General features: G+C 69.5%; 17 protein-coding genes. 9 read left to right on the forward strand and 8 right to left on the reverse strand.

Features of this window, described 5'->3' with window-relative positions; all coding sequences use genetic code 11:
• Positions 1 to 87 precede the first annotated feature (87 nt).
• The 4 genes from DIE15_RS01615 to DIE15_RS01630 are packed head-to-tail and all read right to left on the reverse strand — an operon-like array spanning position 88 to position 8,610.
• Positions 88 to 4,275 carry a bifunctional nitrate reductase/sulfite reductase flavoprotein subunit alpha gene (locus DIE15_RS01615; protein WP_124832194.1) on the reverse strand — a complete coding sequence of 1,396 codons (4,188 nt, stop codon included), beginning with the start codon at positions 4,273 to 4,275 and terminating at the stop codon, positions 88 to 90.
• A gap of 16 nt (positions 4,276 to 4,291) precedes the next feature.
• Positions 4,292 to 4,639 (reverse strand): nitrite reductase small subunit NirD, encoded by a 348-nt coding sequence (nirD, locus tag DIE15_RS01620; RefSeq protein ID WP_057925008.1) that lies wholly within the window; start codon positions 4,637 to 4,639, stop codon positions 4,292 to 4,294.
• A gap of 38 nt (positions 4,640 to 4,677) precedes the next feature.
• Positions 4,678 to 7,263, reverse strand: coding sequence for a nitrite reductase large subunit NirB (gene nirB, locus DIE15_RS01625; protein ID WP_124832196.1), 2,586 nt, complete (start codon positions 7,261 to 7,263; stop codon positions 4,678 to 4,680).
• Positions 7,264 to 7,284: 21 nt separating this feature from the next.
• Positions 7,285 to 8,610, reverse strand: coding sequence for an MFS transporter (locus tag DIE15_RS01630; RefSeq protein ID WP_057925006.1), 1,326 nt, complete (start codon positions 8,608 to 8,610; stop codon positions 7,285 to 7,287).
• A gap of 667 nt (positions 8,611 to 9,277) precedes the next feature.
• Here DIE15_RS01630 and cobA point away from each other — a divergent pair.
• From cobA to DIE15_RS01665, 6 genes are all read left to right on the forward strand, one after another.
• A complete protein-coding gene (cobA, locus tag DIE15_RS01640) occupies positions 9,278 to 10,039 on the forward strand; it encodes a uroporphyrinogen-III C-methyltransferase (RefSeq protein WP_057925005.1) in 762 nt (253 codons plus the stop codon).
• 169 nt (positions 10,040 to 10,208) lie between these two features.
• A complete protein-coding gene (locus tag DIE15_RS01645) occupies positions 10,209 to 10,802 on the forward strand; it encodes an ANTAR domain-containing response regulator (RefSeq protein WP_057925004.1) in 594 nt (197 codons plus the stop codon).
• Positions 10,803 to 10,807: 5 nt separating this feature from the next.
• Positions 10,808 to 11,851, forward strand: coding sequence for a CmpA/NrtA family ABC transporter substrate-binding protein (locus DIE15_RS01650; protein WP_124832198.1), 1,044 nt, complete (start codon positions 10,808 to 10,810; stop codon positions 11,849 to 11,851).
• Between the two features lie 146 nt (positions 11,852 to 11,997).
• The gene (locus tag DIE15_RS01655; protein WP_057925003.1) at positions 11,998 to 12,597 is read left to right on the forward strand and encodes a uracil-DNA glycosylase family protein; all 600 of its coding nucleotides are present in this window, start codon (positions 11,998 to 12,000) and stop codon (positions 12,595 to 12,597) included.
• Positions 12,598 to 12,679: 82 nt separating this feature from the next.
• Positions 12,680 to 13,621 carry a helix-turn-helix transcriptional regulator gene (locus DIE15_RS01660; protein WP_124832200.1) on the forward strand — a complete coding sequence of 314 codons (942 nt, stop codon included), beginning with the start codon at positions 12,680 to 12,682 and terminating at the stop codon, positions 13,619 to 13,621.
• 129 nt (positions 13,622 to 13,750) lie between these two features.
• Complete coding sequence (locus DIE15_RS01665; RefSeq protein ID WP_124832202.1) at positions 13,751 to 14,449, forward strand: fumarylacetoacetate hydrolase family protein; 699 nt, start codon at positions 13,751 to 13,753, stop codon at positions 14,447 to 14,449.
• Between the two features lie 120 nt (positions 14,450 to 14,569).
• On the opposite strand, the gene DIE15_RS01670 is transcribed toward DIE15_RS01665, so the two are convergent.
• Positions 14,570 to 16,162, reverse strand: a complete 1,593-nt coding sequence (locus DIE15_RS01670) for a trypsin-like peptidase domain-containing protein (RefSeq protein ID WP_124832352.1) — start codon at positions 16,160 to 16,162, stop codon at positions 14,570 to 14,572.
• A 259-nt stretch (positions 16,163 to 16,421) separates the two neighbouring features.
• The gene (locus tag DIE15_RS01675) at positions 16,422 to 17,297 is read right to left on the reverse strand and encodes a LysR family transcriptional regulator (protein WP_057924999.1); all 876 of its coding nucleotides are present in this window, start codon (positions 17,295 to 17,297) and stop codon (positions 16,422 to 16,424) included.
• 141 nt (positions 17,298 to 17,438) lie between these two features.
• On the opposite strand from DIE15_RS01675, the gene DIE15_RS01680 reads away from it, so the two are divergent.
• A complete protein-coding gene (locus DIE15_RS01680; protein ID WP_124832203.1) occupies positions 17,439 to 18,692 on the forward strand; it encodes an MFS transporter in 1,254 nt (417 codons plus the stop codon).
• Between the two features lie 69 nt (positions 18,693 to 18,761).
• Here DIE15_RS01680 and DIE15_RS01685 read toward each other — a convergent pair whose 3' ends face one another.
• Positions 18,762 to 20,234 (reverse strand): PLP-dependent aminotransferase family protein, encoded by a 1,473-nt coding sequence (locus DIE15_RS01685; protein ID WP_057924997.1) that lies wholly within the window; start codon positions 20,232 to 20,234, stop codon positions 18,762 to 18,764.
• A 198-nt stretch (positions 20,235 to 20,432) separates the two neighbouring features.
• Here DIE15_RS01685 and DIE15_RS01690 point away from each other — a divergent pair, with 198 nt between their 5' ends.
• Positions 20,433 to 21,632, forward strand: a complete 1,200-nt coding sequence (locus DIE15_RS01690) for a GNAT family N-acetyltransferase (protein WP_124832204.1) — start codon at positions 20,433 to 20,435, stop codon at positions 21,630 to 21,632.
• Between the two features lie 23 nt (positions 21,633 to 21,655).
• Here DIE15_RS01690 and DIE15_RS01695 read toward each other — a convergent pair whose 3' ends face one another.
• Positions 21,656 to 22,138, reverse strand: a complete 483-nt coding sequence (locus DIE15_RS01695) for a DUF3331 domain-containing protein (RefSeq protein WP_124832205.1) — start codon at positions 22,136 to 22,138, stop codon at positions 21,656 to 21,658.
• A 579-nt stretch (positions 22,139 to 22,717) separates the two neighbouring features.
• Here DIE15_RS01695 and DIE15_RS01700 point away from each other — a divergent pair.
• Positions 22,718 to 23,782 carry a 2,3-butanediol dehydrogenase gene (locus DIE15_RS01700; protein ID WP_057924994.1) on the forward strand — a complete coding sequence of 355 codons (1,065 nt, stop codon included), beginning with the start codon at positions 22,718 to 22,720 and terminating at the stop codon, positions 23,780 to 23,782.
• Positions 23,783 to 23,804: the final 22 nt, after the last annotated feature.

A 23,804-nucleotide genomic window follows, 5' to 3' on the forward strand; every position in this document is an offset into this window, starting at 1 on the left:
CGGGGAGTCACTCGACATCTACCCGCCGTTCGGCCGCCGCGACGAGCCCGCTCAGCCTGATTCCCTCGTCGCCCGCCGCCCGCGCGGTTAGTACACGTCCCGCATGTAGCGCCGCGCCTTCGCAAGCCGCGCGACGTAGTCGTTCGCGGCTTCGTCCGACATCCCGCCGTGCTCGGCGACGACCGCCTTCAGCGCCGTATCGACGTCCTTCGCCATCCGGGACGCATCGCCGCACACGTAGAAGTGCGCGCCCTCCTCCAGCCACTTGTACAGCTCGGCGCCCTGCTCGCGCATCCGGTCCTGCACGTAGATCTTGTCGGCCTGGTCGCGCGAGAACGCGAGATCGAGCCGCGTCAGGAAGCCGCTGTCGCGCATCGCGCTTAGTTCGTCGCCGTAGTAGAAGTCGGTCTGCGCATGCTGCTCGCCGAAGAACAGCCAGTTGCGACCGCGCGCGCCGCGCGCCTGCCGCTCGTGCAGGAAGCCGCGGAACGGCGCGACACCCGTGCCGGGGCCGACCATCACGACCGGCACGTCGCCGTTCACCGGCGGCCGGAAATGCGCGGACTTCTGCACGAACACCGGCACGCGGCCGTCGTCGGCGCGATCGGCGAGGAACGTCGACGCGACGCCTTTGCGCGCACGCCGGCCGTTGTGATAACGCACGGCCGACACCGTCAGGTGGATCTCGCCCTGATGCGCGCTCGGGCTCGACGCGATCGAATACAGGCGCGGCTGCAACCGCTTCAGCATCCCGACCAGTTCCGTGCCCGACAGCTCGACCGGAAACTCGTGCAGCACGTCCGCGAGCTGTTGCCCCCACAACCATTGCTTCAGGTCGGCCTTGCGATCGTCGCCGAGCAGCGCCTTCAGCGCGCCGTTCGCGCTGCGCGATGCGATGAACGCGAGCGTGTCCGGATGCGGGCGCGTGATGTCGAAGTGGCGCGCGAGCGCATCGCCGAGGCGCACGTCGCCGATGCCCGCGACCGACACCGGGGCGTCGGCCTTCAGCGCGGTAACGGACAGCAGCTCGTCGACCAGCTCCGGACAGTTGGTCGGCCACACGCCGAGTGCGTCGCCGGTTTCGTATTCGAGGTTCGCGCCTTCGGTCGACAGCGACACGTAGCGCGTGTCCTTCGCGGCGCCCGGCCGGTTGAGCCGCAGATTCGCGACGAGCTTCGACGGCGCCGGATGCGCCTTGGTCGGCAGCAGCCCCGACGGGCTCAATCCGGCGGACGGCACCGCATGCAGCGCCGCATCCGCTTCCTTGATGCGTGCGACCACGCGTTCGAGCCACTGGTCCGCGTCGCGCTGGAATTCGACGTCGCAATCGACGCGCGCGCACAGACGCGCCGCGCCGAGTTCCGCGAGGCGCGCATCGAGCCGGCGGCCATGCCCGCAGAACTGGTCGTAGTTGCGGTCGCCGAACGCGAGCACCGCGAAGTGCACGCCGTCGAGGCGCGCGGCGCTGCCGGCCTGCAGCGCATCCCAGAACTCGCTGCCGTTGTCGGGCGCATCGCCGTCGCCGAACGTGCTCGTCATCAGCAGCACGTATTGCGCGCCGGCCAGCGACGCGACCGGATAGTCGGACATGCACGCGGTGCGGATCTCGAAGCCCGCGTTCATCAGCTGCGTCGCGTAATCCTCGGTCAGCGATTCGATGTTGCCGGTCTGCGACGCCCACAGCAGCACGACCTTCGGACGCGTGCGCACGATCCGCACACCGCCGGGCGCGGCAGCCTCGGACGGCAGCGCGGGCGCCGCGCCATCCGCCGAGTGGGCCGGCAGCGAGCGGCTGAACAGCCCCGCGAGCATCCCGTCGAGCCAGAACCGCACCGGCGGCGCGAGCGGCGCGCCGGCCGGCAGCACCGGCACGCTGCCTTCACGCCGGCCGGCGCTCGCCTTCAGCCCGCTGACGAGGCCGGCCACGTACAGGCGCTCCGCATCGGAGAGCGGCGGCGGTGCGAGATCGGCCACGCCGAGCGCGGCCGCGAAAGTGTCGAGGTCTGCCATGTCGGATTCCTGTGAAGCCGTGATCGGCGCCGCTGCCGGCGCGGGCCGCGCGTCGGCAGCGAACGCCTCGGGTTGCGCCGTGTCGTCGTCGGCGCACGCGAACGCGTCCGTGTCGACGCGCGTCAGCGCGACCGCGCAATATTTCAGTTCGGGTTGCTGCGATTCCGGATCGATCGCGTCGTTCGTCACCGCGTTGATGCACAGGTCGTCGCCGTACACGTCGTTCCAGTGCATCGGCGCGAAGCAGTTGCCGCGCTGCACGCGCTCGGTCACGACGGCCGGCAGCACCGCACGGCCACGCGCCGAACGGATCTCGACGCTGTCCTTCGTCGCGATGCCGAGCGCGCTCGCGTCGTCCGGATGCAATTCGACGAACGGGCGCGGATTGAGCTTGTTCAGCATGCCGACCTTGCCCGTCTTCGTCATCGTGTGCCATTGATGCTGCAGCCGACCGGTGTTCAGCACGATCGGGAACGTGTCGTCGGGCAGTTCGGCCGGCGCGACGTGCGGCCGCGCGAAGAAGCGCGCCTTGCCCGACGGCGTCGGGAACGCGAGGCGCGGCGCGTCGTGCCCGTCTGCGGCCGCGCGCGGCGTCTGGCTCACGCCGTCGTTCAGGTAGCGGATCGGATGCCGCTCGCGCGCGGTGCCCGGCGCGACCGGCCATTGCACCGGGCCGTCGCGCAGCGCCGCGTGGCTCGCGCCGCGCAGGTCGTAGCCGGTCGCCGGATTCGAAAAGCGCACGATCTCGTCGAACACGTCGGCCGCCGACGCATAGTCGAACGCATCGCCGAAGCCCATCGCGCGCGCGACTTCCGCGACAATGCGCCAGTCGGGCAGCGCGTCGCCGGGCGGCGCGATCGCGGCGTGCATCAGCGTCATGTTGCGCTCGGAGTTGATCATCACGCCGTCGCCCTCGGCCCATAGCGCGCCGGGCAGCAGGATGTCCGCGTAGCGGTTGGTCTCCGTGTCGAGGAACGCGTCCTGCGCGATCACGAGCTCCGCGGCCTGCAGCCCCGCGATCACGTTCTGCCGGTTCGGCACGGTCGCGACCGGATTCGTGCAGACGATCCAGCACGCCTTGATGTCGCCGGCCGCCATCCGTTCGAACAGGTCGACCGTGCCGTTGCCGGTTTCCTTGCGCAGCGTGCCGGCCGGCACGCGCCACAGGTTCTCGACGAAACGGCGATCGTCGTCGGATGCCACCGAGCGCTGGCCCGGCAGCCCGGGGCCCATGTAGCCCATCTCGCGCCCGCCCATCGCGTTGGGCTGGCCGGTCAGCGAGAACGGCCCGCTACCGATGCGGCAAATCTTGCCCGTTGCGAGATGCAGGTTGCAGATCGCGTTGGTGTTCCACACGCCGTGCGTGCTCTGGTTGAGCCCCATGGTCCAGCAGCTCATCCATTCCTGCGCGTCGCCGATCCATTGCGCGGCCGTGCGGATGTCGGCCTCCGCGAGCCCGGTGATTTCCGCGACGCGCTCGGGGGTGTAGTCGGCGAGGAACGCGGGCATCGCGTCCCAGCCTTCGGTGTATGCATCGATGAACGCGGCATCGGTGCGGCCGTTCGCGTGCAGCAGGTGCAGCAGCCCGTTGGTCAGCGCGAGATCGGTGCCCGGCCGGATCTGCAGGAACAGGTCGGCCTTGTCGGCGGTGCCGGTGCGGCGCGGATCGACGACGATCAGCTTCGCGCCGGCCTTCACGCGATCCATCATCCGCAGGAACAGGATCGGGTGACAGTCGGCCATGTTCGCGCCGATCACGAAGAACAGGTTCGCGCGATCGAAGTCCTGGTACGACCCGGGCGGGCCGTCCGCGCCGAGCGACTGCTTGTAGCCGGTGCTCGCGCTCGCCATGCAGAGGCGCGAGTTCGACTCGATGTTGTTGGTGCCGACGAAGCCCTTCGCGAGCTTGTTCACGAGGTATTGCGCCTCGATCGACATCTGCCCCGACACGTAGAACGACAGCGCATCGGGCCCGTGCGCGTCGAGCACCGCGCGCAGCCGCCGCGCGGTTTCCGCGATCGCGTCGCGCGCCGGCAGCGGCACGAGGTCGTCCTCGCGCGCGCGCCGCACGAATGCGCGATCGAGTCGCCCGGAGCGACGCAGCGCGACGTGCGCGGACGAGCCCTTCGTGCACAGCCGCCCGAAGTTGGTCGGATGGTCGGAGTCGCCGGACACCTTGACGACCTCGCCATCCTCGACGTGCAGCACCATCCCGCAGCCGACGCCGCAGTACGGGCACACGCTCTTGACGGGGGTGGCGCTCATGCGTGCTCCGGGGCGTTCAGGCGGCAATCCACACGAAACCGTCCTCGACCCGCGACGGATACGCGCTCACCGACTTCTCGGGCGACTCGAGGCATTCGCCGGTACGCAGGTCGAAATGCTGCTTGTACAGCGGCGACGCGACGACGACGCGCTCGCCGAGACTGCCGATCAGCCCGCGCGACATCACGGCCGCCTGCGACACCGGGTCGACGTTGTCGATCGCGAACACGCCGCCTTCTTCGGCGTGCGCGACGTGAAACACCGCGACCTGCTCGCCGTTGACGAGCGCGCACACGCCGGTGTTCGGCACGATGTCGTCGAGCGGGCACACGCGGGTCCAGGACAGGGGAAGACGATCGTTCATGATGGGCTCCTTGGAAAAGACGCTGGTGTCGGTCAGGGTCAGACGGTTGCGGATTCGATGGCGGATTCGGCGACGACGGGAATCGACACGGGCTTGCCGCCCACGCGCTCGTCGGGCGTCGCGGGACGGATCTGGCCGCGCGTCTCGACGAATGCGATGGTCGCGTCCGGCGCGTCGCTGTTCACGAAGTGGCGGAAGCGCTTGCGCGTTTCCGGATCGGTGACGGCCTTCTTCCATTCGCATTCGTAGGTGTCGACCACGTGCTGCATGTCGGCCTCGAGTTCGGCCGCGATCCCGAGCTTGTCGTGCACGACGACGTCGGTCAGGTAGTCGAGGCCGCCCTCGAGGTTGTCGCGCCACACGCTGGTGCGCTGCAGCCGGTCGGCCGTGCGCACGTAGAACATCAGGAAGCGGTCGATGTAGCGGATCAGCGTGGCGCGATCGAGGTCCGACGCGATCAGTTCCGCGTGGCGCGGCTTCATCCCGCCGTTGCCGCACACGTACAGGTTCCAGCCCTTCTCGGTCGCGATGATGCCGACGTCCTTGCCCTGCGCTTCCGCGCACTCGCGCGTGCAGCCCGACACGCCGAACTTGATCTTGTGCGGCGCGCGCAAGCCCTTGTAGCGGTTCTCGATGTCGATCGCGAGACCGACCGAATCGTCGACGCCGTAGCGGCACCACGTCGAGCCGACGCACGACTTCACGGTGCGCACCGACTTGCCGTACGCATGCCCCGATTCGAAGCCGGCCGCGATCAGCTCTTCCCAGATCGACGGCAGCTGCTCGACGCGCGCGCCGAACAGGTCGACGCGCTGGCCGCCCGTGATCTTCGTGTAAAGGCCGTACTTCTGCGCGACCTGGCCAACGGCGATCAGCCCTTCCGGCGTCACCTCGCCGCCCGCCATGCGCGGCACGACCGAGTACGTGCCGTCGCGCTGGATGTTCGCGAGGTAGTAGTCGTTCGAATCCTGCAGCCCCGCATGCTCCTTCTTCAGCACGAACTCGTTGAAGCACGATGCGAGGATGCCCGCGACGGCCGGCTTGCACACGTCGCAGCCGAGGCCGTGACCGTGCTTAGCGAGCAGTTCGGCGAAGGTCGTGATGCGCTCGACGCGGATCAGGTGGAACAGCTCCTGGCGCGAATGCGGGAAGTGCTCGCACAGATGGTTGTTGACCGCGAGGCCCTGCTTCTTCATCTCGGCCTTCATGATCTGCGTGACGAGCGGCACGCAGCCGCCGCACGACGTGCCCGCGCCCGTGCACGACTTCAGTGCGCCGAGGCTCGTCGCGCCGTCGGCCACCGCCGCGCAGATCTGCGACTTCGACACGTTGTTGCACGAGCAGATCTGCGCGCCTTCCGGCAGCGCGTCGACGCCGATCGCCGGCTTCGCCGCGTCGTCCGACGACGGCAGGATCAGGAATTCCGGCGACTCGGGCAACTCGATGCGGTTCAGCATCATCTGCAGCAGCGTGCCGTATTCGGCCGCGTCGCCGACCATCACCGCGCCGTGCAGGAACTTGCCGCAGTCCGACACCACCAGCTTCTTGTAGACCTGGCGGCGCTCGTCCGCGTACTGATACGTGCGGCTGCCGGCCGTCGCGCCGTGCGCGTCGCCGATGCTCGCGACGTCGACGCCCATCAGCTTCAGCTTCGTGCTCATGTCGGCACCGGCGAACGCGGCGTCGGCCGCATCGGCGACATCGCCGCCGAGCTGCTTCGCGACCACGCGCGCCATGTCGTAGCCCGGCGCGACGAGGCCATACACCATGCCGTTCCAGGCCGCGCATTCGCCGATCGCGTAGATGTCGGCGTCGCTCGTGCGGCACGCATCGTCGATCGCGACGCCGCCGCGCGGGCCGATTTCGAGGCCGCACGCACGCGCCAGTTCGTCGCGCGCGCGGATGCCGGCCGAGAACACGATCATGTCGGCGTCGAGATGCGAGCCGTCGGCGAACGCCATCCGGTGCGTGCCGTCCTCGCCGTCGACGATCTCCCGCGTGTTCTTGCCCGTATGCACGGTCACGCCGAGTGCCTCGATCTTCGCGCGCAGCATCCGGCCGCCGCCGTCGTCGACCTGCACGGCCATCAGCCGCGGCGCGAATTCGACGACGTGCGTGTCGAGTCCCATGTCGCGCAGCGCCTTCGCGCACTCGAGGCCGAGCAGCCCGCCGCCGACCACCACGCCGCGCTTCGCGTGCGTGCCGCATGCCTGCATTGCTTCGAGATCCTCGATCGTCCGGTACACGAAGCAACCCGCGCGGTCGTGGCCCGGCATCGGCGGCACGAACGGACGCGAGCCCGTCGCGAGCACCAGCTTGTCGTACGCGAGCGTCTCGCCGGAGTCGAGCGTGACCGTGTGTGCGGCGCGGTCGATCGATGCGACGCACGCGTTCAATCGCAGGTCGAACTGCGGATGCCGTTCGAAGAAGCCGGGCTCGACGAGCGACAGGTCGTCCGCCGACTTGCCCGCGAAGAATTCCGACAGGTGCACGCGGTCGTACGCCGGGCGCGGTTCCTCGCCGAGCACCGTGACCTGCAGCGCATCCGCCGTGCCGGCTTGCGCCGCGACGCATTCGAGGAGCTTGTGGCCGACCATCCCGTGGCCGATGACGATGAGTTTCATGATGACGTTTCCTTCGGTCGATCAGTTCGCGGCGTTGGCGGCGGCCAGCGCGCGATCGCGCAGCTCGGCCTCGCGTGCCTTGTGTTCTTCGCTGAAGCGCACGGCCATTGCGCACAATGCGGTCGCGGTGACGGCGAGCCCGAGCAGGCTCAGCGTGTGCTGCACGTCGCCGACGCCCTTCAGCAGGAAGGCCGCGGCCACCGCGCCGACGTTGCCGCCCGCGCCGACGATCCCCGCGACGCCGCCCAGCGCCTTGCGGTCGATGAACGGCACGAGCGCATAGGTCGCGCCGCAAGCCATGTGCGTGAAGAGGCCGAAGGTCAGCATCGCGACGAGCGCCATGCCGATGCCTTGCGCATGCGAGAACCAGAGCAGCCCGAGCCCTTCGCCGATAATCAGCGCGCACAGCAGCATCGCGCGCACGTCGAGGCTGCGGCGCGCGGCGATCTTGTCCGACAGCCAGCCGCCGAGCGCGCGGGCGAACAGCGCGAGCAGCCCGAACAGGCCGACCGCGAAGCCCGCATCCTTCAGCGACAGGTTGAAGTGGTTGACGTAGTACAGCGCGGCGATGTTGTGGATGAACACCTCGACGCCGAAGCATGCGCCGTACGTGACGAACAGCATCCACACGCGATAGTTGCCGCATGCCGTGAAGAAGCTCGCCCAGCCGCCCTTCTTGCCGCTGTCGACCGTCACGCCCTGCTTGCGCAGCGCGACGAAGTCGCCTTGCGGGCAGTCCTGCGTGAAGCGCCAGTACGCCCATGCCATCGCGAGCATCGCGACGCCCGGCACGACCAGCGCGATGCGCCACGACGCGTCGTCGCCGAAGCCGAGCATCAGGCCGGCCGCGACGAGCAGCGGCATCATCGCCTGCGTCGCGCCCGCGCCCGCATTGCCCCAGCCGGCCGTCGTCGCGTTCGCGGTGCCGACCACATTCGGCGCGAACATCACCGACGTGTGGTACTGCGTGATCACGAAGCCCGCGCCGATCGCACCGATGCCGAGGCGGCAGATCAGGAACGACAGATAGTCGTGCGTGAACGACACCGCGAACACGGGGATCGCGCCGAGCAGGAGCAGCCCGGCATATACGCGGCGCGGGCCGAAGCGGTCGCACATCGGGCCGACCAGCAGCCGCACGGCGATCGTCGCGGCCACTGCCGCGATGTTGATGTTCGCGACCTGTGCCGCGGTGAGATGGAATTCGCGCGCAATCAGCGGCATCAGCGGTGCACACGCGAACCATGCGAAGAAGCACACGAAAAACGCCATCCACGTCATGTGGAACGCGCGCATCGGCGCGCTGCGGAAGCTGAAGAGATCGATACGGGTAGCTTTGTCGGTCATGTCATCCGCCAAACGAAAAACGGCGTCCTGCGCACCGGTCTCGTCGAGACCTGATGCGTAGGACGCCGTTGCCCATGAAGCCCGTTGCCGGGCGCGTCAGTAATCGGTACTGCGGACGAATCGCCGTTGATTCGCCCGAACCAGCTAACGCAAGCGCCGTGCCATGTCCGCTCGAATCGCACCGGGCGCCCCGCCACACAAGGCGCACCGCCCGTCGCACGCGTCGCGGCGGTGCGCCGTGCGCAATGCGTCGGGATGCACCGAGGCACAGATGTGGTGCGCTGCAGCACTATCGCCGTGCGACATCGCGGTGCGCGATGACGGGGCGGGATGCACACCGATGCGGCATTGCGTGCGCCATGGCCCCGCGACCGCATGCGTGTTCGCGGCCGGCCCGGCCGTCGCGCGCCGCATGCCGCCATGTTCGCGGCACGGTTCGAGCAGGTTGGCCCGGATATTGCTGAATCCTTTGCACACACCGGCAACGGCGCCGGTGGGCAGTCCCCGCAAAGCAGGCCCGCCGTCACAGGCGGGTGCAGCAGATCTGGACAACGACGTCCCCCCGTGCGCGGCACGGCCGGATGCCGTGGTCGCTTCGACCGCCCGCCGCCGCCGCAAGCAACGACATGCAATCGACCGCCGCACGCACGCGGCACAGGAACACGACATGACGACAGGCAAAGTCACGCTGCTGGGCGCCGGCCCCGGCGATCCCGATCTCCTCACGCTGAAGGCCGTGAAGGCGCTGGCGGCCGCCGACGTGCTGCTGCTCGACGATCTCGTCGCACCCGGCATCGCCGAACTCGCCCCGCACGCGCGCGTGATCCGCGTCGGCAAGCGCGGCGGCTGCCGCTCCACGCCGCAGGCATTCATCGAGAAGCTGATGCGCCGCTACGCGCTGCGCGGCGCGCACGTCGTGCGCGTCAAGGGCGGCGACGCGCTGCTGTTCGGCCGCGCCGGCGAAGAACTCGCGACGCTGCGCGCCGCCGCGATTCCGGTGGACATCATCAACGGGATCTCGTCGGGATTCGCGGCCGCAGCCAGCCTCGGCATCTCGCTCACGCACCGCGAGCACTGCCAGGGCGTCACGTTCATCACCGCCCACCGCCAGGATCACGGCGAACCCGACTGGGCAGCGCTCGCGGCGACCGGCACCACGCTCGCCATCTACATGGGGATGAGCCGCGTCGACAGCATCGCGACGGGCCTGCTCGCCGCATTGCCGGCATCGACGCCGGCCGCCGCCGTGCAGTGGGCCGGCACGCCGCACGAGCGCCGCTGGACCGGCACGCTCGGCAGCCTCGCGCATGGCGTCGCGGCGGCCGGGCTCGGCAGCCCGGCCGTGATGCTCGTCGGCGCGGCGATCGGCGAAGCCGCCGTGCAGTGCACGGATGCCGCCAGCGAAGCAACGCTGTCCCGGGCCGCGTAATGCGCTGCGTCACGCCGTGCCGTCCGCACGCACGCTCCGTTCACCGCAGCCGCGTTCGCGCCGGCTGCCGGGCGGGCGGACGCGAGGTCCCGCATCCATCGATGTCCGTCCGCTCCCCGCAACCCCTGTTCAACCCTTGCACCGCAGCCTGTCCGCCCCCGTTCGCGTCATGAGTTCGCCTGTCCCGCCCGCACGCCTGCGCGTGCTGCTCGTCACCGATACCGACAAGCCGATCGGCGAACTCGGCGACGCGCTCGCGCGCCTCGGCTACGAGATGCTGAACGACGTCGCGACACCCGCGCGCCTGCCCGCCGCCGTCGAGGAGCAGCACCCCGACGTCGTGATCATCGATACCGATTCGCCGTCGCGCGACACGCTCGAGCAACTGGCCGTGATGCACGCCACCGCGCCGCGCCCCGTGCTGATGTTCAGCCACGATGCCGACCAGGCGCTGATTCACGCGGCGGTCGGCGCGGGCGTCAGCGCGTATCTCGTCGAAGGGCTGTCGGCCGAGCGCCTCGCGCCGATCCTCGAAGTCGCGCTCGCGCGCTTCTCGCACGACGATGCGCTGCGCCGCCGGCTCGCCGATGTCGAGCGCGAACTCGCCGAACGCAAGCTGATCGACCGCGCGAAGCGCCTGCTGATGGACCAGCGCAGGCTGTCCGAGCACGATGCGTATGCGCTGCTGCGCAAGCGCGCGATGGATCAGGGGCTGCGCATCGTCGACGTCGCGCGGCAACTGCTCGATGCGCCACCTCAATGACCGCCATGAACACTTCTCCTCCCGCCGCGCCGGAACGCGCGCATCTTCGCCTCGGGTTCGTCGCATTGAGCGACGCTGCCCCGCTGATCGTCGCGCATAAGCTGAATCTCGGTGCGCGCCACGGCCTGACGCTGGAGCTGAGCCGCCAGCCGTCGTGGGCCGCCGTACGCGACAAGCTGCTGACCGGCGAACTCGACGCCGCGCATGCGCTGTACGGGCTCGTATGCGGGCTGCAGCTCGGCATCGGCGGCCCGCAGGCCGACATGGCCGCGCTGATGGTGCTGAACCGCAACGGCCAGGCGATCACGTTCGCCCGTGGCCTCGCCGACGCGTACCGCGCAAGCGGCGACGTGCGTGCAGCGCTCGCCACGCTCGGCCGCAAGCCGCTGCTCGCGCAGACCTTCCCGACCGGCACGCATGCGATGTGGCTGAACTACTGGCTCGCGTCGCACGGCGTCGACCCGCTGCGCGACGTGCGCAGCGTCGTGATCCCGCCGCCCGAGATGGTCGCGGCGCTCGCGAGCGGCGAGCTCGACGGCTTCTGCGCGGGCGAGCCGTGGCACGCGGTGGCCGACGCCTGCGGCGCGGGCCGGACCGTCGCCGTCACGAGCGAGATCTGGCCCGATCATCCGGAGAAGGTGCTCGCGACCCGGCGCGATTTCGTCGCGCTCTATCCGGCCACCGCGCGGGCGCTGATCCGCACGCTCGTCGATGCGTGCGCGTGGCTCGACAGCGCCGCGCACCGTCGCGACGCAGCCGGCTGGCTCGCGTCGCCCGATGCACTCGGCGTGCCGGCCCGTCTGATCGCGCCGCGCCTGCTCGGCGACTACGGCGCGGGGCCGTTTGCGCAGCCGCCGCTGCCAATCCGCTTCCACGACGGCGGCACCGTGAACCGGCCGGATCCGCGCGACGGCCAGTGGTTCCTGTCGCAATACCGGCGCTGGGGCATGCTCGACGGCGCGCACGACGACGCGGGGATCGCCGCGGCGATCGCGCAGACGGCGTTGTATGATGCTGCGGTCGCCGAAGGCGGTTCAGCGGACCGGTGATCCCGATACACGGGATACCGGCACCACGGGGCCGCAGGGCTGACGCACCGCGCAACGCCTGACGCGATGTGCCGGTCCGCACCGGCCTCCGCGCTGCTCGGACGCTTTCTTGTCCGTGCCGCCAGTTCCGTCCCCGTCCAGAATCGATGCCGAAACGAACGCGCACGCCGCTCGACGTGCTGCTCACCGAAATCCGCGCGTGCCGCGCCTGCGAAGCCGACCTGCCGCTCGGCCCGCGCCCGGTCGTGCGCGCCCATCGCGATGCCCGTATCCTGATCGTCGGACAGGCGCCCGGCGCCCGCGTCCATGCGAGCGGGATCCCGTGGGACGATGCAAGCGGCAAGCGGCTGCGCGACTGGCTGGGCGTCGACGCCGACACCTTCTACGACGAGACGCGCTTCGCGATCGTGCCGATGGGTTTCTGCTACCCGGGCCGCGGCGCGAGCGGCGACAACCCGCCGCGCCCCGAATGCGCACGACTATGGATCGACCGGTTGCTCGCCGAACTGCCGTCGATCCGGCTGACGCTGCTGATCGGCCAGTACGCGCAGCGGCATTTCCTGCGCGACACGCGCAAGGCCACGCTGACCGACACCGTGCAGGCGTGGCGCGACTATGGCCCCGACGTGCTGCCGCTGCCGCATCCGTCGCCACGCAACCAGGCGTGGTTCAAACATCATCCGTGGTTCGACGCCGAGGTCGTGCCTGAACTGAGGCGGCGCGTCGCGCCACTGGTGGCGGGCTGACCCGCGCACCCCGCGGATTCCGGCCGCGCCCGGTTCGCTGTACCATCGCGGCTCAACCGCGTCACGAACAGCAGAATCCTTCATGCCCTCCACCGCCCCGCCGCGCCTGTACGGGATGCCCGAACGCAGCGACCGGCTCGATTTCTACGTCCGCGACCAGGCGTCGCGCCAGGCGATCACCGAGCCGCACCGGCACGCGTATTTCCAGATCCAGTTCAACCTCGGCGGCGACACCGAGCAGCGGATCGGCGGCGTCACGCGGCCGTTTCCGCGCGGCGCGCTCGCGTTCGTGCTGCCGCACCGCGAGCACCTGATTCCGCATCCGGAAGGCGCGCACTTCATCGTGATCAACTTCAGCCAGGCGTTCCTGCGCGCCGATCTCGACGTCGATCCGCTCGATCTCGAGGACGTCCCCGCGCACCGTTTTCCCGAGCTGACACCGTTCCGCTTCCAGGAACATCTCGACTTCATCCTGACCGGCGACGCGTTCGACGAGGCGCGCCGTCTCGCGCTGTGCATGCTCGATGCCGACCGCGTGCGCACCTTCGGCTCGACCACGCTGCTGCGCGGCTACCTGCTGCAGCTGATCGGACTCGTCTGCACGCAGTACGCGGGCGCGCTCGACAAGCTCGCGCAGCGCGGCGCCCAGCGCGCGGGCCGGCGCGACGCGCTCGCGCGCGTGCTGCGCCACGTGCGTGCGAACCTGACCCGCGAGAACCTGACGCTCGCGGCCACCGCCGAGGCCGCGTTCCTGTCGCCGAACTACCTCGCGCACCTGGTGCGCAAGGAAACCGGCAGCACCTTCACCGATCTCGTGACCGAGCGCCGGATCGCGCTCGCGCAGTCGCTGCTCGCGCATACGAGCCGGCGCATCGCGGACATCGCGCGCTCGGTCGGCTTCCGCGACGAAGGGTATTTCGCGCGGCGCTTCCGCGCACGGGTCGGCGTGTCGCCGAAAGCGTACCGGGACGCGAACGCCGCGCTGCCGGCCGCCGACGAAGTGCCGGCGGCCGGCGACGCGTAGTTTTGTCCGGTTAAAGCGCAGTTGCGTCGCATCCGGGCGCGCATGCGTCGGGTATCGTTCCATGCATGCCGGCCCGCGGCGCACTGCGCGGGCGGCGGCATCCGTCTTTCCATCGAACGAGGCCATCCGATGTCCGCATACGTCATCGACGCTTCCGAGCGTCCTTCCGTCGAAGTCGATCAATCGTCCGCGCGCTTTCCGGTGCGCCGCGTGTTCTGCGTCGGCCGCAACTACGCCGACCACGCGCGCGAAATGGGCGCAGATCCCGACCGCGAACCGCCGTTCTTCTTCACGAAGCCGGCCGACGCGATCGTCCCGGCCGGCGGCACCGTCGCGTATCCGCCGCTGACGAACGACCTCCATCATGAAATCGAACTGGTCGTCGCGATCGGCAAGGACGGCCGGTCGATCGACCCGGCCGATGCGCTGTCGCACGTATGGGGCTACGGCGTCGGCGTCGACCTCACGCGCCGCGACCTGCAGGCCGAGGCAAAGAAGCTGAGCCGGCCGTGGGACTGGGCGAAGGGCTTCGACGCATCGGGCCCCGTGACCGCGCTACGCGCAGCCACCGCCACCGGCCATCCGGCAAGCGGGCGGATCTGGCTCGCAGTCAATGGCGAAACGCGCCAGCAAGGCGATCTCGCCGACATGATCTGGGCCGTGCCGGACGTGATCGCTTATGTGTCGCGCGCGGTCGAGCTGAAGGCCGGCGACCTGATCTTCACCGGCACGCCGGCCGGCGTCGGCGCGCTGCAGCCGGGCGATCGCGTAACGGGGGGCGTCGATGGCGTGGCGTCATTCGAGTTCGTGATGGGGGCGAAGCCGTAAGGGCTTGCGCCCGCGTCGAGCCGGACCGTAATACCGACCTTTGCCCCATGCTCGCCCCCGAATGGTTCGGGGGCGTTCCTGTATGCGCACAAGACGCACGACGGCAAGGCCGTCAACGCCCTACCGCGCACGCACCGACACGAACTTGCGCGCGTTGTCGCGCTGGATCAGCACGGCGATCACGCCGCCGCGCGCTTCGAGCGCCTGCACGTCGTCCGGCGTTTCGAGCAGCGTGTCGTTGAGTTCGAGCACGACATCACCCGGCCGGATGCCCGCGCGCGCGGCTGGCCCATATACCGCATCCACCATCATTCCGACCGCGAGCCCCGTCGAACGACGTTCGGCGTCGCTCAGCGGATGCATCGTCAGCCCGAGCCGATCGCCGCCGTCAGCCGGCCGTGCGGCAGCCATCGCCACGCCGGCGGCACCGGCGGCACCGACCGTGCCCGCACTGCCGGCCGCGGTCGCGTTGTCGATCGCGTCGCCGCTCCCCGCGCCCGCCCCCGTGACCGTCAGCATCATCGGCGTGCGGTTGCGGATCAGCCGCAGCGGCGCCTTCCCGCCGGGCGGCAACGCGGCAGCCAGGTCGTTCAGCTCGGCCGACCGGCCGATCGGCTTGCCGCCGAACTGCACGATCACGTCGCCGGGCTTCACGCCGGCCGCGGCAGCCGGCGACCCGGGATCGACGCCGTTGACGAGCGCGCCGGCCGGACGCGGCAGGCCGAACGCGGCGGCCAGCCCGGCACCGACATCCTGCACGTCGACGCCCAGCACATTGCCGGAGGACGATGCGCGCTGGTCCTGCGCCTGTGCCTGCGCGTTGGCCCGCATCTGCGCCTGCACCTGCGCACGCACCTTCACGGCAAGCGCGATCGGAATCGCGAAGGTCATGCTCGCGTAGCGGTCGGCGCCGGTATAGACCTGCACCGCGATGCCGATCACGTCGCCCGCGCGATTGAACACGGGGCCGCCCGAATTGTCGGGATTGACCGCGATGTCGGTCTGGAAGAACGGAAACGGGCTGCCGTCCGGCAGCGCATGCGACGTCGCGCTGACAATGCCTGCCGTGACCGTGTTGCCCGACCCGTCGGGCGCGCCGATCGTCATCACCGGTTCGCCGGCGCGCACCCGCGCCGAATCGCCGATGCGCACGACCGGCAGCTTCGTCGCGTCGACATGCAGCACGGCGACGTCGCTCTGCGGATCGACGGCCAGCACCGTCGCCTTCAGGTCACGACGATCGGCCAATCGCACCGTGACGTCGGTCGCGTCGGCAACGACATGCGCGGACGTCAGGATCAACCCGTCGGCGCTGACGATGAAGCCCGAGCCGCTGCCCGCGATCGCGCGCGGCGACGTATCGGGCGTCGGCGCCTGCGGGCCTTGCGTCGGCATGGGCGGCAGCGGCGCGCCGCGGCGGAAGAACGCGGCGAGCGGATCGTCCGGATCGAGGATCGCGAAGGACGGGCCGCCAGCCTGCTGGTCGGGCGCGGCGGTCATGATGGTCACGACCGCCCGGCCGTAGCGGTCGACGATCGCGGGAAAGTCGGTCGGCGTCGAGTAAGGCGGTGCGGCGGGCCTGCTCTTCATGACAGGCGGTGTGGCGGGCGGCGCGAGCGTCCCGGCAACGGCTGGCGGCGGCGCAGAAAAGGCAAATACGCCCCCGATCAACGCGGTGCGAAGCACGGCGCGAGCAAGCGTCTGGCGAACCACGGTGCACCTCCCCCGGCAGTCGCGGCGCCGATCCGCGCGAGACGCGCGGACGCCCGACAAGCACCGGTACACGCCTCCATTTATAGTCCACGCCGCCTCGAGAACATACGAATCGAAACCCGCATGCCGGCCGGTCGCGCAGCGGCGGAACCGCGACAGGATTCGTTCCGGACAAAGTCCGCGGTTCGTCAATCGGAATATTCACCGCGGATTGCAGGCGATGCGCGCAGACGCGATGTGCCCGCCCCGCCGTCCGGCGCTACCAGGCCAACGCCAGAAAATTCCGCACCACCGCCGACGGATCATCGCGCCGCGACGCAATCGCAAGCCGCGCCCGCAGCGCGTTGCCCGCGACCGGCCGATACACGACGCCCGCGACCTGTACCTGCGTGATCGCGCTGGGCACGATCGACACGCCGAGCCCGGCCGCGACGAGCGTTACTGCCGATGAGATTTGCGGCGCGGGCTGCGCCATGCGCGGCTGAAACCCGGCGGCATTGCACGCGGCGACGATGTCGTCGAACAGCGCGCTGCCCGCTTCGCGCGGCACCTGCACGAACGCCTCGTCGGCCAGTTCCGCCAGATCGATCCGGCGCCGCCGCGCGAGCCGATGCGCAACCGGCATCGCGACGAACATCGGCTCCTCGTCCCAATCCGCCGCCCGCAACGAGTCCGCGATACGCCGCTCCGGACGCACGATCGCGACATCGAGCCGCCCGGCCGCCAGCGCCTCGAGCAGCACGCCGGAGGTCGCCTCCTGCAACGTCAGCTCCGTATCCGGAAACGCCTCGCGAAAACGGCGAATCAGGTCGGCCACTTTCGAATTGAAGGCCGCCGTGCCGGTAAAGCCGACGCGAAGCTGCCCGATCTCCCCGCGTGCGGCCCGTTTTGCCGCCCGTGCCGCGCGCTCCGCGTCGTCGAGCACGCGCCGCGCCTCTTCGGCGAACACCTCGCCGGCCACCGTCAATTCGGCGCCGCGTGCGGTGCGCTTGAACAGTTCCACGCCGAGTTCGCTCTCGAGCGCCTTGATCTGCTGGCTCAGCGGCGGCTGGCCCATGCCGAGCGTTTCCGCGGCCTTCGTGAAGTTCGACGTGGTGGCCACGGCCAGAAAGTATCGGAGATGCCGGAGTTCCATGCGCGATGCGATTTCGGAGTAGACGGGGGGGAGCTTCCGAGCCAGTCGCAAAACGTATGGCTACGGTTCATTTCATATATTGGACATATGTTTGAGCATCCGCAAGAATTTGGGTATTCCCTGGCACATCGGGTGCATACCATGTCTTCTCCTGCGATTTCTCCCGCCGCGACCCACGCTCCGAACGCCACGCCGGATACGCTGCCCGCCGGCGTTTCGCCGCGCTCGGCGGCCTACAAGCGCATCGCGCTGGCGCTCTTCCTGGCCGGTTTTTCGACTTTCTCGCTGCTGTACTGCGTGCAGCCGTTGCTGCCTGCGTTCGCGCGCGAATTCCGGATCGGCGCGGCATCGAGCTCGCTGTCCCTGTCGCTGTCGACCGGGATGCTGGCCGTCTCCATCCTGTGCGCCGGCGCGCTGTCCGAACGCGTCGGGCGGCGCGGGCTGATGTTCGCATCGATGACGCTGGCAGCACTGTTCAACGTACTGGCGGCAATTTCGCCGAACTGGCACCTGCTGCTGATCTGGCGCGCGCTCGAAGGGTTCGCGCTCGGCGGCGTCCCCGCGGTGGCGATGGCCTATCTTGCCGAGGAAATCGCGTCCGACGGGCTCGGCCTGTCGATGGGGCTCTATGTCGGCGGCACCGCGTTCGGCGGCATGATCGGACGGATCGGGATGAGCATGCTCGAAGAGCATTTCTCGTGGCGCACCGCGATGCTGACGATCGGCGTCGTCGATCTCGTCGCGGCCATCGCATTCGTGATGCTGCTGCCGCAGTCGCGGCGCTTCGTGAAGCGTACCGACCTGACGCTGCGTCATCACCTGCGTCTCTGGAACGCGCAGCTGCAACACACGCGCCTTCCGTTCGTGTTCGCGATCGGCTTCCTCGTGATGGGCTCGTTCGTGACCGTATACAACTACGCCGGGTTCCGTCTGATGGCCGCACCGTTCAACCTGAGCGCGACCGCATGCGGGCTGATCTTCGGCGCCTACCTGTTCGGGATGGTGTCTTCGTCGAGCGCGGGCGCCCTCGCCGATCGTCTCGGGCGCGCGCCCGTCCTCGTCAGCGGCATTCTCGTGTTCGCGGCCGGCCTCGCGCTGACGCTGTCGCATTCGCTCGTCGCGATCATCGTCGGAATCGTGCTGATCACGATCGGCTTCTTCGTCGCCCATGCGGTCGCGAGCGGCTGGGTCGGGCAGCTTGCCGGTTCGGCGAAGGGGCACGCCGCGTCGCTGTACCTGCTGTCCTACTACGTCGGGTCGAGCGTACTGGGCTCGGTCGGCGGCACGTTCTGGCAACACGGCGCGTGGGGGGCGGTTGTCGCGTATGTCGCGGTGCTGCTCGCATTGAGCCTCGTGGCCGCCCGCCGGATCATTCGCGCGGAACGCGTGCGGTAAGCGCCCTTCACGTCGCGCCGCGGCCGGCGCGCCGACTGCATGCCGCTTGCGGCTGCGCGCCGCGCCAGCTCAATCCCTCGCGACCCGATGCGCGATCGCCGACAACGTCCGCAGCATCGGCGCGAACGCATCGGCCGACGTATTGCCGAACCCGAGCACGAGCCCGTTGGCCGCCGACGTCGCGTGGATCGAAAACCCCGACAGCGGAAACGGCCCGATGCCATGCTCGCGCGCCGCTTCGACGATCGCGCGATCGCGATAGCGCGCCGGCAGCCGCAGCGCCAGATGCAGCCCGCATGGCCCGCCCTCGACCTGATGCGGCACGGTGAACGCATCGTCCAGCGCGGCGAGCAGCAGGCGTCGCCGGTCGCGATACAACCGGCGCATCCGCCCGAGATGCCGCCCGTACTCCCCCGTCTCGATGAAATCGGCAAGCGCGAGTTGCACGTGGCGCGTCCCGCCGCGCAGCATCTCCGGCAGCGCCGGCCGCACTGCGGCCAGCAGCGCGTCGGGCAGCACCAGAAAACCGATCCGCAGCGCCGGAAACATCGTCTTGCTGAACGAGCCGAGATAGACGACCGGCGAATCGGCCGCGAGCCCGTGCAACGCGCCGATCGGCTCGCCGGTGTGACGGAATTCGCTATCGTAATCGTCCTCGATGATCCAGGCGCGATGCCGGCGTGCGGCATCGATCAGCGCGAGCCGGCGCGAGATCGACAGCACCGCGCCGGTCGGGAACTGGTTCGACGGCGTCGTATAGACGAGCCGGGGCGTGCGCTCGCGCCAGTCCGCATCCTCCGCGCGCAGCCCCTCCGCGTCGACCGGCATCGGCACGACGTCGAGATCGGCCGCCTGCATCGCGGTGCGCGCGCCGCGATAGCCGGGCTCCTCGACCCAGACCGTATCGCCGGGATTCGTCAGCAGTTGCGCGCACAGCGCGATCGCGCCCTGCGCGCCTTCGGTGATCACGATCTGCTCGGGGTCGCAGCGCACGCCGCGCGTCACGGCCAGGTGGCGCGCGATCGACTCGCGCAGCGCGCGCTCGCCGAGCGGATCGCCATACGCGAGCAGGTCGCGGCCGGCGCGGCGCAGCGCGCGGTCGATCGCGTGCCGCCATGCATCGACCGGAAAATGCGACAGCGCGGGCACGCCCGGCCGAAAGGCTTCCGACTCGCGGGTGCCGATCAGGCTCGGACGAATCCGGCCGAGCCGTTGCGCGACAGCCGGCGGCGCGGCCCGCCGGCGCGGCGCCGCCGGCCGCGACAGGCCCACGACGCGCGTGCCGCGACGATCGGACTGCAGGAAGCCTTCGGCGACGAGCTGCTCGTAGACGGCTGCCGTCGTGTTGCGCGACACGCCGAGCGTCTCGGCCAGCGCGCGCGTGCCGGGCAGCCGCGTGCCGGCCGGCATCGCGCCGCCGAGAATCGCGTCGCGCACGCGGCGCAGCAATTGCCGCTGCAACGAAGGCGCACCGGCCGTGCGCGCGAGCGGTGCGTCGAGCGGCAGCGGCGGCGCGTCGCCGGAAAGAAGAGTTGTCGTCATCGGGGTATCGCGGCGTGGAGGTGTCGAGGGCATGGCGCGTCGATCGTGGCGCAATCAAGGCATCATCGAGGCACCATCACGGCACTACCGTGGCACCATAAATTTGTGCTCGTCTGGCGCTTCTCATGGTACCTCGCCAGGACTACGATCGTCTGCATGCCGGCATGTCGCCGGCCGCCAACCGAAGCGAGATCGACCTTGTCCACGCTCACCAACGACTTCCAGCAGCCCATCGGCCACCCCATTCCAGATTGGTCCGCGCGCCCGCGCCCGGAGCGCATCGTGCTCGAGGGCCGCTACTGCCGCCTCGAACCGCTCGACGCCGACCGCCATGCCGCCGACCTGTACGCCGCATACGCGCAGGCGCCCGACGGCGGCGACTGGACCTATCTCGTGCACGGTCCGTACGCCGACGAATCGGGCTACCGCGACTACGCGCGCGGTGCGGCGACGAGCGCCGATCCGCTGCACTACACGGTGATCGACCGCGCGACGAACCGCGCGGTCGGCACGCTCGCGCTGATGCGCATCGATCCGGCCAACGGCGTGATCGAGGTCGGCTCCGTCACGTTCTCGCCGCTGCTCAAGCGCACGCCGATTTCGACCGAAGCGCAGTACCTGCTGATGAAGTACGCGTTCGACACGCTCGGCTACCGGCGCTACGAATGGAAGTGCGACGACCTCAACGAACCGTCGCGCAAGGCCGCCGTCCGGCTTGGCTTCCGCTATGAAGGCACGTTCCGGCAGGCGCTCGTCTACAAGGGCCGCAACCGCGACACCGCCTGGTTCTCGATCGTCGACGGCGAATGGCCGGCCGTGCGCGCCGCGTTCGAAGCATGGCTCGCACCGGAAAACTTCGATGCCCAGGGCGCGCAGCGCGAGTCGCTCGTCGCGATCCGCCACGCGCAGGCACGTGCGCGCGACGCGGCCGGCCGCGCGAACGACGCGACGCGCGTCACGGTCCGGCCGCTCGTCGCCGCCGACGAAGCCGCGTGGCGCCCGCTGTGGCAGGGTTATCAGAAGTTCTACGAGACCGCGCTGAGCGACGCGGTGTTCACGACGACGTGGACACGCCTGATGGATCCCGCCGAACCGATGTTCGTGCTCGGCGCATTCGACGCGTCGGGCGCGCTGGTCGGTATCGTGCACGCGATCTACCACCGCTCGTGCTGGACCGAAGGGCCGTACTGCTATCTGCAGGACCTGTTCACGGCGGCCGACGCACGCGGGCAAGGCGCCGGCGGCGCGCTGATCGAAGCCGTCTACGAGCGGGCCCGCGAAGCCGGCGCGAGCCGCGTGTATTGGCTCACGCACGAAACCAATACGACCGCCCGCGCGCTGTACGACAAGCTCGCGAACAACGCGGGGTTCATCCAGTACCGGAAGGATCTCAAGTAACGCGCGGGTGCAACCGGTCGCGCTCAGCCGAGAGCGTCGACCGGATCCGCCGCCTCGCCGCAGGCTGGCGCAACGTGACGCCCGGCGCCGGCCGCGCCCGGCACCGACGCGGGGCGGATCATCTCGTCGCCGTTGACGGGCACCGGCCGCCGCACCGGCCGGTACACCGGCTCGCCCGGCTCGATCGCCTGTCCCGAGATCGCGCAGCGGCCCGCCCGCAACGCGACGCGCACGCGCCAGCGTTGCTCGCCGTAATGGCAGCGCCCGCTTTCGCTCCAGCGCACCAGCAAGCCGTCGTCGCCAGCCTCCAGGACCGTGACGAACCGTTGCGGCCGCAACGGTGATACGCCCGGCGCGACGGGCTCCGGAATCGGCGCGCGATCAGCACTCGCGGGCGGCCGGACCATCCCGGCCTCTGCCGCCGACGGCATCGCGTCCCGCTCGTCCGCTACCAGCATGTGATACGACACGTATTCGCAGATCAGGCTTTCGATGAAGTTCGGCATGCTTGACGACATTCCGTGAAGATTGAAGCGGGCCGGCGCCGCGCTCAGGGGGCGCAGCCGCCACGGGCGGTCCGGTTGTGCCCTCCTCCGGTGATACCGCCACGCACCGCACGCGATCGGACATTGCCGGAGATGATACAAATTGAAGTTAACTTCAAGTAAAGGGGGGAACGTGCGCAACGGTGCGTTTCACTCATCGGCACAATGCGCTGGCACGACCGAGGTGACAGCGGTGACGGCGACACCGACCGCGCCAAGCGTCTCGCGTCTCGCGTTTCGTCTCAAACCACTGAGACGAATGTCCCGGCGTCTCATTCGGGCCACGTCATCGCCATTGCAGCAAATTTCGCGCGTTTTTCACGCAGCACCGCCTGACGTCAACGCAAACCGCCCTGCTGCATCGCACACCACCCGCCCCGTTTCTTCACTACGCAACCGCCCATTCGAGCTGGCCCCATTCCTGCATATCGGTCGCTCGCGCAATCGCGCGACGGACGCACCGGCCTCTTGCCGAGCGTCCGACGACAACCCGATGGAGACAGCAACGTGAGCACACCGGCACTGAACACCGCCCCCAGCATGAAGGCCGCCGTCTGGCACGGCCGCAACGACATCCGCGTCGAAGAAGTTCCCGTTCCGGCACACCCGCCGGCCGGCTGGGTCCAGATCCGCGTGCACTGGTGCGGCATCTGCGGCTCCGACCTGCACGAATACGTCGCCGGGCCCGTGTTCATCCCCGTCGACGCGCCGCACCCGCTGACGGGCCTGAAGGGCCAGTGCATCCTCGGCCACGAGTTCAGCGGCGAAATCGCGGCGCTCGGCGCGGGCGTGACGGGTTTCGCGCTCGGCGACCGCGTGACGGCCGACGCGTGCCAGCATTGCGGCACCTGCTGGTATTGCAGGCACGGGCTGTACAACATCTGCGAGAACCTCGCGTTCACCGGGCTGATGAACAACGGCGCGTTCGCCGAATACGTGAACGTGCCGGCCGAGCTGCTGTACAAGCTGCCCGACAACTTCCCGACCGAGGCCGGCGCGCTGATCGAACCGCTCGCGGTCGGGCTGCATGCGGTGAAGAAGGCCGGCAACATCGTCGGCCAGACCGTCGTCGTGGTCGGCGCCGGCACGATCGGCCTGTGCACGATCATGTGCGCAAAGGCCGCGGGCGCCGGGCGCGTGATCGCGCTGGAAATGTCGGCGGCGCGCAAGCAGAAGGCGCTGGAAGTCGGTGCAACGGTCGTGATCGACCCGAAGGCGTCCGACGCGATCGCCGAAGTCAAGGCGCTGACGGGCGGTTACGGCGCCGACGTGTCGTTCGAGTGCATCGGGCACACCGCCACCGCGCAGCTCGCGATCGACGTGATCCGCAAGGCCGGCAAGTCGGTGATGGTCGGCATCTTCGAAGAGCCGACGTCGTTCAACTTCTTCGACATCGTGTCGACCGAGAAGGAAGTGATCGGCTCGCTCGCGTACAACGGCGAATTCGCGGACGTGATCCGCTTCATCGCGGACGGCCGCATCGACGTGCAGCCGCTGATCACCGGACGCATCACGCTCGGCGACATCGTCACGCACGGCTTCGAGGAACTGGTCAACCACAAGGACCGGAACGTGAAGATCATCGTCCAGCCCGCGACCGACTGACCGACTGACTGACTGACTGACC

It is taken from the genome of Burkholderia sp. Bp9031, assembly GCF_003857965.1.
GTDB lineage: Bacteria > Pseudomonadota > Gammaproteobacteria > Burkholderiales > Burkholderiaceae > Burkholderia > Burkholderia ambifaria_A.

Bases quoted from the DNA above. Each gene is read 5' to 3' on its own strand.
- DIE15_RS01665 (WP_124832202.1), top strand. From the start codon at position 13,751: ATGTCCGCATACGTCATCGACGCTTCCGAGCGTCCTTCCGTCGAAGTC.
- DIE15_RS01685 (WP_057924997.1), bottom strand. From the start codon at position 20,234: ATGACGACAACTCTTCTTTCCGGCGACGCGCCGCCGCTGCCGCTCGAC.
- DIE15_RS01680 (WP_124832203.1), top strand. From the start codon at position 17,439: ATGTCTTCTCCTGCGATTTCTCCCGCCGCGACCCACGCTCCGAACGCC.
- DIE15_RS01695 (WP_124832205.1), bottom strand. From the start codon at position 22,138: ATGCCGAACTTCATCGAAAGCCTGATCTGCGAATACGTGTCGTATCAC.
- DIE15_RS01660 (WP_124832200.1), top strand. From the start codon at position 12,680: ATGCCCTCCACCGCCCCGCCGCGCCTGTACGGGATGCCCGAACGCAGC.
- DIE15_RS01650 (WP_124832198.1), top strand. From the start codon at position 10,808: ATGAACACTTCTCCTCCCGCCGCGCCGGAACGCGCGCATCTTCGCCTC.
- DIE15_RS01700 (WP_057924994.1), top strand. From the start codon at position 22,718: ATGAAGGCCGCCGTCTGGCACGGCCGCAACGACATCCGCGTCGAAGAA.
- nirD (WP_057925008.1), bottom strand. From the start codon at position 4,639: ATGAACGATCGTCTTCCCCTGTCCTGGACCCGCGTGTGCCCGCTCGAC.
- DIE15_RS01655 (WP_057925003.1), top strand. From the start codon at position 11,998: ATGCCGAAACGAACGCGCACGCCGCTCGACGTGCTGCTCACCGAAATC.
- DIE15_RS01675 (WP_057924999.1), bottom strand. From the start codon at position 17,297: ATGGAACTCCGGCATCTCCGATACTTTCTGGCCGTGGCCACCACGTCG.
- DIE15_RS01645 (WP_057925004.1), top strand. From the start codon at position 10,209: ATGAGTTCGCCTGTCCCGCCCGCACGCCTGCGCGTGCTGCTCGTCACC.
- DIE15_RS01615 (WP_124832194.1), bottom strand. From the start codon at position 4,275: ATGAGCGCCACCCCCGTCAAGAGCGTGTGCCCGTACTGCGGCGTCGGC.
- nirB (WP_124832196.1), bottom strand. From the start codon at position 7,263: ATGAAACTCATCGTCATCGGCCACGGGATGGTCGGCCACAAGCTCCTC.
- cobA (WP_057925005.1), top strand. From the start codon at position 9,278: ATGACGACAGGCAAAGTCACGCTGCTGGGCGCCGGCCCCGGCGATCCC.
- DIE15_RS01630 (WP_057925006.1), bottom strand. From the start codon at position 8,610: ATGACCGACAAAGCTACCCGTATCGATCTCTTCAGCTTCCGCAGCGCG.